Origin of the sequence: Lacipirellula sp. (genome assembly GCF_965279485.1) — a bacterium.
Taxonomy (GTDB): Bacteria; Planctomycetota; Planctomycetia; order Pirellulales; family Lacipirellulaceae; genus Lacipirellula.
Window position 1 is genome coordinate 652,603 of the sequence record NZ_CBDIIC010000001.1, and the last position, 11,353, is coordinate 663,955.

Here is an 11,353-nt window from a genome sequence, read left to right on the forward strand (position 1 = left end):
TTGAAGCCTTATTGAGAGCCGATGCTGTACTTGCGTTGGGTAAAGGAATTGACGGAGCGGCTGCGTGAGCGCCAGGACGTCATCAATTTGGCAGGTTCGGCGTTTCATCTGCCTGCGGCGACGGCGTGGTTGCACGCGGAGATTGGCGAACGGGGTGCGTCGCTTGTTGCAACTGTTGCGAAGCGTTCGAATGAGTTCGGGCTGGCCGAACTGAAGGAGCGCATCCGCACGGCGTACCAGGTTCCATCTGAGCGCGAGATCTTGCTCACGAGCGGATCGTCGGGAGCCATTCGGTTTGTGTTGCAACTGTTGCTGGCGGGCGACGGGCCGAAGCATTTCATCGCTGAGCAGCCGATCTACGAACCACTGCTCAGCGTGGCGCGACGGCTGGGAGCGACTGTCGAACTCGCACCACGATGCGGCGATCGTCAGTTCGTCGATGAAGTCGCCACTCGACTCAAGCCGTTAACGGCCGCGGTGGTGCTCACGAACCCGCACAATCCAAGCGGCGATCTGTTGAGCGCTGCTGACCTGAGGCGATTGGTTGAAGCGGTCGCCGCGCGAACGCAAGCCGGCGTCGTGGTCGTCGACGAAACGTTTGCCGATCTCTCATCAATGGCGGGTTGGTCGATGGGTAACATCGACCAACGGATCGTCACAGTCAACGGACTAACAAAATGCTATGGGCTCGGCTCGCTGCGTTGCGGTTGGGCGACGGTCGATCGGCGGCGTTTTCCTGAGGCGCTCGATGCTTGGATCGATCTGGAGAACATCGGTTGTCCATGGACGGAAATTTTAGGAGCGCGGGCGGTCGAGCATTTCGATCGTTGGCGGCCGCTGGTGGCCGAGAAGCTTGCCGGCGTTCGCGCGACGACGGCCGCGTGGCTTGACGCCGTGGCCGCTGACGGGCTGCTGTCGCCGGCGCCGGTGGGCGAGAGCTGCGTCGTTTTCCCGCGGTGGTTAGGCGAGACGCCGCCGCTGGAACTGGTCGAGCGGCTGATCGACGAATATGGGGTGGTCGTGGCGCCAGGAGAATTTTTCTATCCCGCCGATGGGATCGCGTTGCGGATTGGGTTTGGGGGCGATGAAGTCGCATTGGCCGAGGGGCTTGATCGGCTGCGGCGGGGGTTGCGGGCGGTTGGGTGAAGGTTGATTTACTTTTAAGGCATTTGTGGCTGCATCCCAAGCCGCTCGCTCCACAAGACTACCCGCCACTGGCGAGCTTGCTCGGTTGCTCCTTCGAGGGAGGAGGGGTTAGAAGGGACCGGGGTTGTCGGGAGGGCGGCGAACGTTGATAATCGGTCGCGCCTGAACTGGCAGATATCGTCGACGAGCCTGCACGGGGCAGTCTGACTTCACATTGAGTCTTGGGCCGACGACCGATTGGCGGCGTTCGCCCGACCTGAAACATGGAATAAACCGATGCCTCGCAATCGCACCTTCGACAACGTCACCGTCGCCGTCGGCGACACGCCGATGATCCGCATCAATCGCTTGATCCCCGCGGGGCAGGCGACCGTCTTCGCCAAGTGCGAATTCTTCAACCCGCTCAACAGCGTGAAGGATCGTATCGGCGTCGCGATGATCGAAGCGGGCGAACGCGAAGGCAAAGTGAAGGCAGACACGCACATCGTCGAGCCCACAAGCGGCAACACGGGCATTGCACTGGCGTTTGTTTGTGCAGCCAAGGGCCTGCGTCTGACGCTGACGATGCCTGAGTCGATGTCGGTCGAGCGTCGCGCGTTGCTGCGGGCGCTCGGCGCCGAGTTGGTGCTCACGCCGGCAAGCGAAGGGATGAAGGGCGCCATCGCCCGCGCCGCGGCGATCGTGGCGGAAGAAAAGAACGCCTGGATGCCGCAGCAGTTCGAGAATCCCGCCAACCCGGCGATTCACGAGAAGACGACCGGCGTTGAAATCTGGGAAGGCTCAGGGCACAACATCGACGCGATCGTCGCCGGCGTCGGCACGGGCGGCACGCTCACCGGCGTTGCCCGCTTCATCAAGTCGAAGAATCCAAACTTTAAGGCGATCGCCGTCGAGCCGGCCGACTCGCCGGTGATCTCGGGCGGAAACCCGGGCCCGCACAAGATTCAGGGCATCGGCGCCGGGTTCATTCCGAAGAACCTCGACACGTCGCTCGTCGACGAAACGATCACCGTCAGCAACGAGGAAGCGTTCCAATGGGCGCGGCGGCTGGCTAAGGAAGAGGGCATCATGGCCGGCATTTCGAGCGGCGCCAACATCTGCGCCGCGGCCAAACTGGCGGCCCGCCCCGAATGGAAGGGGAAGCGAATCGTCGCCATCATGCCGAGCCTGGGCGAACGGTACCTGTCGACGCCGCTGTTCGAGGGGCTGACGGGCTGATTTCGCCCGATCCTCGGCGGGCTTCTCGGGCCTATTGTCGTCGACATGGAGTCGAGGATAATGGGTTCTTAAGGAGCCTGCCGAATCGCATGACTGAGCCTGCCGCCGCCCTGCCTGTCGTTAACCCGTTGCCTGTGGTCGATCCGCCCCGCCGGCGGTTGCCAGAGTGGTTGCGCGTGAACTTGCCTGCCGGGCGTGGCCAGGAGGTGTTCAACATCACGCAGGGCGCAGTGGCGGGGAATCAGCTCCACACGGTTTGCGAAGAGGCCCGCTGCCCGAACATTCACGACTGCTGGGCTCGCGGGACGGCGACGTTCATGGTCGCCGGGCAAAGCTGCACGCGCGGCTGCCGGTTCTGTTCGGTAGAAACGCTCAAGGCGCCGCCTTTGCCTGATTTCGACGAGCCGGAACGGCTGGCCGATGCGGTGGAGCGATTGAAGCTCGACTACGTCGTCATCACCGTCGTGAATCGCGACGACATGCCGGACGGCGGGGCGAGCCATTACCGTCGCTGCGTCGAGGCGGTGCACTCGCGGCTGCCCAATACCGGGATCGAGTTGCTCTCAAGCGACTTGGCCGGCAACTGGGACGCGTTGCGGGCGATGGTTGAGGGAATTCCGCTCTCGGTGTTCGCTCATAACGTCGAATGCGTGCCGCGAATGGATAAAGTGGTGCGCGATCCGCGAGCGTCGTTCGCACAGAGTCTGGAGGTTCTTTCACGAGCGCGGACGCTGCGGCCCGACATCCCGACGAAGAGCAGCCTAATGGTCGGCGTCGGCGAGACCGACGACGAAGTCGTCGACGCGATGCGGCAACTGCAAGGGGCGGGAGTCGAGTTGCTGACGCTTGGCCAATACTTGGCGCCGGGTCGGCCGGGGACGCGGTTCTTGCCGGTCGATCGGTACGTTGAGCCGCGGCAGTTTCTTGAGTATGAAATGCTCGCGCGCGGAATGGGCTTCAAGGGCGTTGCGTCGGGGCCGTTGGTGCGAAGTTCTTACCGGGCGGAAACGCTGCTGGAGGAAGCGCGCACTGGCAAGCGAATCTTGCCGCCAGCGGTACAGCTGCACGATGTGCAGCTAGGGTCCTAGGGTTTGCCGGGCGCGTTCTCGACGAGCCAGTCTTCGAGGACGATGTGCTTCAATTGCGGGGCACGAAGTAGCGCGGCGCGTTTCGGCAACAGCGACGCGAGCCACGGCCGGGACGCGAGGCCCGACATCGCTTTCATGCGGTAGCTGTCGAACGTCTTGCCGTTCGTTTGCTGCTTCACGTTCTCAGCGAGGCGGGCAAATGTCGCGAGGATGAGGTTTGGCTCGGGTCCGATGTGTAGGACGGTCGTCGCTCCGCAGTTGAGCGTCTCGACCACCGCATCCCAGAGGCGTTGCGGGTGATCGATCCACTGCCGCAGCACGTCGCGAGCGGAGTACTCGTCGTAGTTCAGTTTGCCGGTCGCCAACGAGAAGACGGGCGGCTTCGGCGGGAATTTGCCGGGGGCAAGTTGGTCGAGCATCAGTGCCGCGCGGTCGGTGACGTAGCGTTGGCGAATGATCGGCGTGTGGAGCGGCGGCCAGCGATGTTCGTTAATTCGTAGGTGCGCGGCCGCGGGCAACGCGTCCTTCATCGCTCCTTTGAAACGGTCGACCGTGTAGCCTTGGCCGATGAGCAGGTAGGTATTGGGTGAGAGGATCGACGAGAGGCCGATCGTGCCGCGGCCTTGGCGAGTGATGTCGGTGCAGAGTCGGCGGACGTCGTGTTCGGAAATGGCGCCGCCGCGCGAAAACAGCACTCCCATCTCGGCGTCGCGGGCGAGATCGGCGCAGTCGGCCGCCATCGCGAGAGGCACACGAACCAAGTCTTCCGTCGCAAAGCCGCCCGATTTGCAAATCGCGATCATCTCGCCAAGGCTGTAACCGAAGGCGAGCCGCGCTTGAGAGTAATCGACGCCGTGGAGTTCGCGAAGCAGTCGCAGCTGCGCGACTTCCGCGGCGACGATTAGCGCGATCGCGTGAGCGTATTGATCGAGGCCTGGCTCGACGTTGGTTTCGGTCAACGCCAGCAGGTCGCAAGGTTGGCGGGTCACGTCGCTGCAGATGCGGCCGTAGCGGACGAGTTCTTCGCTGACGACCTTGGCGTACGCCGGAATGTGCAGCAACTCGCGGGTGCGACCCAAATTCGTGACGTTGTACCCGCGATAAGCGAGGGCGACGTCGTCGAGATCGGTACCCAGCGGCGTTGGCATGGGGCGCGTGACGCGATGAAAAGCGAGGGAGGAGCGAGATACCTTTATCATAGACAGAGCCAGACGATTGGTCGCCTCGCAGGATCGCGGAAGTTGCCGCCGGCTAGGCGTTGAATGAACGGGTTGTGCCGCTTTTGGGGCCGCGCGCCGGATCGCCGGGCAAACGTCGGCGGAACGCGAAAACTCTCTTTTGGCAGCCTCGCCATCGCAAATTCCTGAACTATGTTTCCTTATGCCGCGTTTCCTTATGCCGCGTCGGTCCTTGCCGCGCGGCCAACCTTTTCATCCGCGACGTTCGTCCTGAACGCAAGCCGCAACCCGCAAGGAGTGCCGTATGCTCACCGCCCGCGACATTATGACCGATCGCGTCGTGACGATTGGCCCTGACGCTTTTCTGCAAGAAGCGATCGAACTGATCATGCTTCGAGAAGTGAGCGGGCTGCCCGTGGTCGACGAAAGCCATCGGCTGGTCGGAATCATCACGGAATTCGCCCTGCTGACGACCGCCTACGACCCGAAGACGGCATGCGACAAGGTGGGCCAGCACATGACGGCGGAAGTGCTGTCGGTGAACGCGGACGACCCGATTCGCAAGGTTGCCGACCAATTCATCGTCCACCGCGTCCGCCGCGTCCCGGTGCTGGATCGCGGGCGGCTGGTCGGGCTAATCTCGCGGCGCGACGTGCTGAAGGCGGTCTACGAAACGCAGCCGCAGGCGTGCAGCGTACGGCGATAACGGCGTTTGCCGACTCGACGCATTGCGGCGTTACAACCGATACAGTCGGCAGCTTCATCGCGGCCACAGAGCTAGGCCCCTGCTCGCCCCGTGCGCGACGCATCCACGTGCCGCCCGGGCGACGTACATTTTTTCGACGCCGTGCTGCGCCGCTCCGTTGGAGTCGCGTTCGAGTCAGCGTCGCCTAGGGGGAACATCGCCATGAACCTGATGAAATGGCCGCTGCGCCGCGGCTTCTCGCTCATTGAATTCTGCGCCGTATCGACGATTGTCGGAATTCTGGCCGCGATCGTCGTGCCGCGCGTCGTGATCGACGAATCGTTGGGAAAAGAAAAAATCCGCGATCACTATTCGGCCGCGATCGACGTCGCCGTGAAACGCTACCACGCGGAGCATGGCGCATGGCCGACGGCGATGGCGGATCTGGCCGACGATCCAGAGTTCTTTCCGGACGGGCTGCCGCTCAATCCGGTGACGGGGCAGCCGTTTGTACTGAACGAGGAAACTCGGCAGGCGCAATAGAGCGGCTGTCGCATCGTCGTAGCTTCGTAGCGTCGCGAGCAATCGTGGCTTCGACTGTGGATAGCACTCCTCGGGGCGACGCCGACCGGAGTGGCGGCTCACCCCCGGGCGGAGCCCGGGGCTAGGTGCGTCCCGCAACTCGTTCTAGGAGGTGGATGGGGTTGCATCCTCATCGTCGACGTCCCAGGGACTGCTTGGCCCACGGGAAGTGGCCGCCTTGAGTTCGGCCTCGTCTTCCACGATCCGCACTGGTACCGGAATCCGTTGCAGCAGCAGTTCGGTCCCGATCGCACGCATGTTGAACATGAGGGCGATGATCGCCGCAGTCGGCAGAATGTAGATCAAGACGCCCGCCTGGACGTTGTCGACGCCTTGGCTCTTGTTGGCAAGCTCACTCAACGTCCAAACCGGATTTGTTATCTGCCAGAGCGTGTAGCCGCTGTTGCGGAGTTCACGCGAGGTCATCTGGATGACGGTCGGCACGCCAATCGCCGCGAGAAACAACACGGCGTGAACGAGAAACGCCGCCGTCATCGGGACGAACACCCACTTGCGGAGAACGCTGATGATCAGGCAGCCAAAGCCGAGGAAGGCGACGACGTACGACCAGGCGAAAATCGCGAAGTAGACGGCTTGCTCGGTCGATGGTCGGCCAGAGTTGCCGCCGTCGTCCAGCAAGATCATCGCAGTGAGACCAAATAAGATGATGGCCGAGAGATTGGCGACGGCGAATAGATAGCCCGAACCAGGCCCGGGATTGAGCAGGCTAAAGAAGGGGCGCCCCAGCGCCGAGGTGGGGAGCGACCGCTGGACGCGTCGCGAAAGGTGAGGCCATTCGCCGGTCATCAGCGATCCCATCAGATACCAATAGCCGGCCCCGAACGTGCACCCGATAATCATGAGCGCGTTGCCGAGTTGCGGCGCAACGGGGTCTTCCGAGCGCACGGCGACTGCGAGTCCCCCCAGCGCCCCGACGAGACACGCCTGATGCCCCATCATCCACCATCGCAGCGGCGTCGAGCGGTTCTCGCTGACGAATGCCACCTGGGCGGCCGCAGCGGCGTGGATGATGCCAAACGTCGCGACGTAGAACGCCAACAGCATGACGGCCACATTCAGAAACTCCGGATCGCGAAACGTCGCTGAGCCGCTGCTGATAATTTCGATGCCGACGACCCACATACCCCAGCAGGCGCCAGCGAGCGCCAACACGAGCGCCACGGAAATGATCACTTGGGAATTGCGCACGCGAGCGATGGCGCCGACCAGGAGCGCGATCATCGACAAGCCAACCGAAGCGAGGACTGCCACGATCATTAGCACGGCGACGGTGACCGCATCGACGCCGCGGAGCAAAAACGTGAATGCGATGCAGGGGCTTACCGCCGACAGGTAGACGACCATCTGCACGAGCGAACTGGTCAACTTACCGGTGACGATTTGCCGCGAGCCGAGAGCGGTAATCGAGAGCAGGTCGAACGTGTTTTCCTCTTGCTCGGCGGCCAGCGAACGAAACGCGGTAAACGGAACGATTAGCGTGAGCGGCCCAATGAGAATGGTGTAGTAGGCCGCGAGCATGCCAGGTCCGGCGGCGGCGAAGTAGATCTGCGGACCGACGACGGCGATGCCGACGAAGCTGACGATCCAGCACCCCAGCAGGACGACGAGAAACGTGATGATGAACTGCCGGCTTTTGAGTGCTTGCCGCGTTTCTTTCACGAGAATCGGGTTCGCGCGATCGGCGATCGCGGCGAGGCGACTTTCGGCGGCGTTCCATGCGCGAGCCCAGCCCGATGCTCGGGGCGAGGCGTCGACCGTCTCGGCAGCGGCTGAAAATGTGGTCATTGCACCCGTCCTTCGGTGACGTGCATAAAGACGTCTTCCAGACTCTTGGTTTTGCTGGCGAACTCGACGACCTTGAAACCGCTGTCGACAATCACGCGAAGCAAGTTCGCCTGATCCTCAGGGCCGCCGTCGTGCGTGAGAATCACCTGGCCGTTGCGAATCGTGAGATCGCGGACGTCGGGACGGGCTTCAAGGAAATTCAGCACGGTCGTCGGATCGTCGAGGACGCGTAGCCGCACTTCGCTGCGGGTTTCAGTTTGGCCGCTGATTTCGTCGACCGTGCCGACGGCGAGCAGGCGGCCTTGCTCGATGATGCCGACGCGGTGACACATCTCCGCGAGTTCGGTGAGGATATGCGAACTGATCAGCACCGTTTTTTGATTCTCGGCGAGGCGGCCGATCATCTCGCGGAGTTCGATGCGCGCCCGCGGGTCGAGGCCGGCCGCCGGTTCGTCGAGAATTAGCACTGCCGGATCGTGGATCATCGTGCGGCCGAGGGCGAGTCGCTGCTTCATCCCTTTCGAGAGGCCGTTGATTGGTTTGTCGGCGAGACGGTCGAGAAGCGTGAACTCCATCGCGTAGTCGATCGCCCGCTTACGATCGTACGCCCGCAGTCCGTAGGCGCGTGCGAAGAAGTCGAGGTACTCGACGACGTTCATGTTCTGGTACGTGCCGAAATAGTCGGGCATGAAGCCCAATCGCCGGCGAACACGGTCGGGATCGTCGACCACTGAAAAACCGTCGACGAGCGCGTCGCCGTACGTCGGTTCGTCAAGGGTTGAGATGATCCGCATGCTAGTGGTCTTCCCGGCGCCGTTCGGGCCGATGTAGCCGAAGACCTCGCCGGCGTAGACCTCGAAATTCATGTCAACGACGGCCTTGGTGGGGCCGAAGTAGCGGTGGAGGCCGCGGACTTCAATGAGCGGACGTCGCGCAAGGAACATGGCTACCAGCTCCCTTCGACGACGTGGAAACTTCGTTCTTCGCTGATCCCTTCCAGCCCGGGGTCGAGTTCGATCGCCCGTTCAGTGAACGCGATATAGCGGCCCGGCCCCCAGCCGGCGACTTGCGGCGAATTGATGGCAGCCAACCGTGCCTCCATCACGCTGTCGGAAATCGCGTAGCCCATGTAGCCGCCGGGCTGACGCCCATCGTCGCCTGCCGGCAGTTCAGGCAGGTTTTCGGTAAACAGGCGGCGCACTTTCGACGCGACTTCGGTTTGCTCTAGAGGCTGAAGGACGCGAATTTCCTTGGGCGCGAGCGCATCACACCAGTAGAACTTGCCGTCATGGTCTTGAATCGCGACGCCGACGACCGGGACTTCGAATTCGTTGGCGACGCGCATCCCCGCGGCGGTCGAACGAAGCTGCAGGCGCATCGCAGATTGCCGCGAGGCGAGCGCATGGAACTGCGTTGGCGTGCGCGATGCGATCCAGCCACGGGTTAATTGCTGCCGGTCGTCCCAAACGATTTCGCGCTCACCGAGCGAGCTATGACCTCCAAAACCGAATACAGGCGACCAGTTGGGGAGAATGGGAAACATTGCCTGGTCGACGGGAACGCTCAAGCCAGTGCGCGGCGCGATGCCGGCGTAATAGGAGTAACGTCCCCAACTAGTTGACGCGCCGTTGCGCTGGTCGAGCAGCGTCACGCTGCGGCCTCGGACGCGACCGCCGAGTCCATCGGCAAGAATGCCGTAGGCAAACAGGCTGCAAGTCGCCAGGAACGCGGCGGCGGGTACGATGGCGATCAACATCGGCAGCTTGCCAGCGCGGCGCAAGAGCCAGTAAGTGAGCGGCCCGATGGCGAGCACGAAGAGCGTGATCAAGATTTGGAAGCTGCCGACGGGCGCCAAGCCGACGCCGGGAATGAGCCAGTCATTGAATTCGGCGTTGCCGTCGTCGGGGGTACTGCCGAAGCGTCCGCCCCAAAGTTGCCGCGGAGCCAGCAGCGACTGCGAGAAGACGCGCGCCGCCTCTTGGTTATCGACTTCGCTTCTGCCGCGCAGGTTGCGGCGGAAGGCGACGACGGTTCCCAATCCCTTACCGCGCACAGCGAACCATTCGGCTGAATCTTTGGCAGCGTTGGGGTTGGTCGCCGACTGGAGCACTGCCTGCGCGGCGGCCGCTGCAGCAGCCGCAGGGCTCATCGGCGTAGCCGGCGTTTCGGCGGCGGACGTCTCGGCAATCTCGTAGTCGGAAAGCAGCAGGGCGCCTTGATCGGGATCGAGGGCCCGGCCATCAAGCTGCGCGAATTTCCAGCGAACAGGCAGCTCGCCTCGTTTCGCGGCCAACGTCGGAGGCCGATGCTCGCGCGCCGCCAGCACTTGCTCCACTTTGTCGAGTTCCTGCCACCGGGAACCAGCGCTAACGAGCCAAAGATTTCCGCCCATGGCAACCCAGTCCAGCATGGCGTCCGCTTGCTGCGGGTGCTTGTCAATCAGATTCTGCAGTTGAGCGGCCGGCAACACGATGACGTTCAGCGAGGTGTAGGCAAGCCAGTCGGTCGGCATTTCCTCGGGCTTGAGCATCGACAGCGACACCGCGGCGTTCGAATGCGCGAGGCTCAAATCCTCGTTTGCGGCGAGTTGCTGCGAACTACTCAGCAAGACGCAAACCGCCGCAACGTCGTTGCCGTTATTCCCGCGGTTCGCCAAGAGATCGTTGGCGTCAAAAGAGACGAGCGTCAACTCGTCGTCGCGCGTGCCGTCGACGTCAAGTTGCCAGCTACAGCGATACCACGCTTGAAATTGCGGAACGAGCAGCGTTATCGAGGTCTCTTGCTCGCCCTGACGCAGCATGAACTTCTTGCGCACTGAGATTGAGTTGTAGCGGTGATCCCAATCGCCGCCAACGAAACGGAATTCGAGTTCGTGATCGCTTGTAGCCGGATTCTCCGCGCGGACCGTCACTTGCACGGGGCGATAGCCGTACATGCCGGGCCAATCGCTCCTCACACCCAAGCGGAGCCGATTGGGAATCGAATACTCAGGGCCAGCATGCCCCATCGGGATCGTTAACCCGTCGCCATTGACGCCGACGTCGACTGTGCCGCTCGGGCCAACGGCGACGATGACTGGCGAAAGCGCCGTCGGAGGCCAGTTAGCGGCTTGGGGAATCCCCGCCTGCCGCGGGCGACGCGTTTGCGCTTGAAGATCATTCCCCGCGCAGCACGCTGTGCAGAGGGCAAGTAGAACAAGAAGCTTGAACCGAGTGAAAATCAATGCGGAGTTCCTCATGAGGCGCCGGAGGATCAATCGGTTGCCGCATCTCGCGCGGCGGCTGCTGTCGCGAGCGATGAGTGTTCGACTCCGCCGCGATCGGTGCGAGCTACGACGTCAATTGGTCCCAGCCAACGCCCGAAAGCCGAACCCGCGGTGAAGAACGCCGCTTGCACAAAAAGCGCCAGCGGAATGCTCAGCAGTCCGATGGCGATCCCCGCGATCGCTGGAGGCTGCGATGCGATGGCAAACACGATGGCGGCGATGAGCACGATCAGCGCCATGCTTCGGATGGAAAGTCGTGGTTTCGTCATGCGACTGATTCTGCCAGAACTTGTTGTCGGGTTGCAAGTTGCGCGTTTAAAAATCACCTCGAGCCGTAGCGGCGGAAACCGACGTCGGGGACGCCTCGCCCAGTGAAAACCTCATC

General features: G+C 62.6%; 10 protein-coding genes. 5 read left to right on the forward strand and 5 right to left on the reverse strand.

Features of this window, described 5'->3' with window-relative positions; translation table 11 throughout:
* Nucleotides 1–21: 21 nt before the first annotated feature.
* The 3 genes from ACQY7R_RS02810 to lipA all read left to right on the forward strand — a co-directional run bounded on the left by ACQY7R_RS02810 (nt 22) and on the right by lipA (nt 3,452).
* The gene (locus tag ACQY7R_RS02810; RefSeq protein WP_428304082.1) at nt 22–1,146 is read left to right on the forward strand and encodes a pyridoxal phosphate-dependent aminotransferase; all 1,125 of its coding nucleotides are present in this window, start codon (nt 22–24) and stop codon (nt 1,144–1,146) included.
* A gap of 276 nt (nt 1,147–1,422) precedes the next feature.
* Nucleotides 1,423–2,364, forward strand: coding sequence for a cysteine synthase A (gene cysK / locus ACQY7R_RS02815; protein WP_428304083.1), 942 nt, complete (start codon nt 1,423–1,425; stop codon nt 2,362–2,364).
* Nucleotides 2,365–2,453: 89 nt separating this feature from the next.
* Nucleotides 2,454–3,452 carry a lipoyl synthase gene (gene lipA / locus ACQY7R_RS02820; protein ID WP_428304084.1) on the forward strand — a complete coding sequence of 333 codons (999 nt, stop codon included), beginning with the start codon at nt 2,454–2,456 and terminating at the stop codon, nt 3,450–3,452.
* On the opposite strand, the gene ACQY7R_RS02825 is transcribed toward lipA, so the two are convergent.
* Entirely contained in the window at nt 3,449–4,600 is a 1,152-nt protein-coding gene (locus tag ACQY7R_RS02825; RefSeq protein WP_428304085.1) for a hypothetical protein, read from the reverse strand. The two genes, lipA and ACQY7R_RS02825, sit on opposite strands and share 4 nt — an antisense overlap.
* Nucleotides 4,601–4,934: 334 nt before the next feature.
* Here ACQY7R_RS02825 and ACQY7R_RS02830 point away from each other — a divergent pair, with 334 nt between their 5' ends.
* Nucleotides 4,935–5,336 (forward strand): CBS domain-containing protein, encoded by a 402-nt coding sequence (locus tag ACQY7R_RS02830; RefSeq protein ID WP_428304086.1) that lies wholly within the window; start codon nt 4,935–4,937, stop codon nt 5,334–5,336.
* A 201-nt stretch (nt 5,337–5,537) separates the two neighbouring features.
* Entirely contained in the window at nt 5,538–5,858 is a 321-nt protein-coding gene (locus ACQY7R_RS02835; RefSeq protein WP_428304087.1) for a type IV pilin protein, read from the forward strand.
* 144 nt (nt 5,859–6,002) lie between these two features.
* Here ACQY7R_RS02835 and ACQY7R_RS02840 read toward each other — a convergent pair whose 3' ends face one another.
* The 4 genes from ACQY7R_RS02840 to ACQY7R_RS02855 are packed head-to-tail and all read right to left on the reverse strand — an operon-like array spanning nt 6,003 to nt 11,237.
* Entirely contained in the window at nt 6,003–7,703 is a 1,701-nt protein-coding gene (locus ACQY7R_RS02840; protein WP_428304088.1) for an ABC transporter permease, read from the reverse strand.
* Nucleotides 7,700–8,647, reverse strand: coding sequence for an ATP-binding cassette domain-containing protein (locus ACQY7R_RS02845; protein ID WP_428304089.1), 948 nt, complete (start codon nt 8,645–8,647; stop codon nt 7,700–7,702). Before ACQY7R_RS02845 ends, ACQY7R_RS02840 begins: the two co-directional genes overlap by 4 nt.
* A gap of 2 nt (nt 8,648–8,649) precedes the next feature.
* Complete coding sequence (locus tag ACQY7R_RS02850) at nt 8,650–10,926, reverse strand: hypothetical protein (protein ID WP_428304090.1); 2,277 nt, start codon at nt 10,924–10,926, stop codon at nt 8,650–8,652.
* 29 nt (nt 10,927–10,955) lie between these two features.
* On the reverse strand, nt 10,956–11,237 hold the full coding sequence (locus ACQY7R_RS02855) for a hypothetical protein (RefSeq protein WP_428304091.1): 282 nt from the start codon (nt 11,235–11,237) through the stop codon (nt 10,956–10,958).
* Nucleotides 11,238–11,353: the final 116 nt, after the last annotated feature.

Bases quoted from the DNA above. Each gene is read 5' to 3' on its own strand.
- ACQY7R_RS02810 (WP_428304082.1), top strand. From the start codon at position 22: ATGCTGTACTTGCGTTGGGTAAAGGAATTGACGGAGCGGCTGCGTGAG.
- cysK (WP_428304083.1), top strand. From the start codon at position 1,423: ATGCCTCGCAATCGCACCTTCGACAACGTCACCGTCGCCGTCGGCGAC.
- lipA (WP_428304084.1), top strand. From the start codon at position 2,454: ATGACTGAGCCTGCCGCCGCCCTGCCTGTCGTTAACCCGTTGCCTGTG.
- ACQY7R_RS02825 (WP_428304085.1), bottom strand. From the start codon at position 4,600: ATGCCAACGCCGCTGGGTACCGATCTCGACGACGTCGCCCTCGCTTAT.
- ACQY7R_RS02830 (WP_428304086.1), top strand. From the start codon at position 4,935: ATGCTCACCGCCCGCGACATTATGACCGATCGCGTCGTGACGATTGGC.
- ACQY7R_RS02835 (WP_428304087.1), top strand. From the start codon at position 5,538: ATGAACCTGATGAAATGGCCGCTGCGCCGCGGCTTCTCGCTCATTGAA.
- ACQY7R_RS02840 (WP_428304088.1), bottom strand. From the start codon at position 7,703: ATGACCACATTTTCAGCCGCTGCCGAGACGGTCGACGCCTCGCCCCGA.
- ACQY7R_RS02845 (WP_428304089.1), bottom strand. From the start codon at position 8,647: ATGTTCCTTGCGCGACGTCCGCTCATTGAAGTCCGCGGCCTCCACCGC.
- ACQY7R_RS02855 (WP_428304091.1), bottom strand. From the start codon at position 11,237: ATGACGAAACCACGACTTTCCATCCGAAGCATGGCGCTGATCGTGCTC.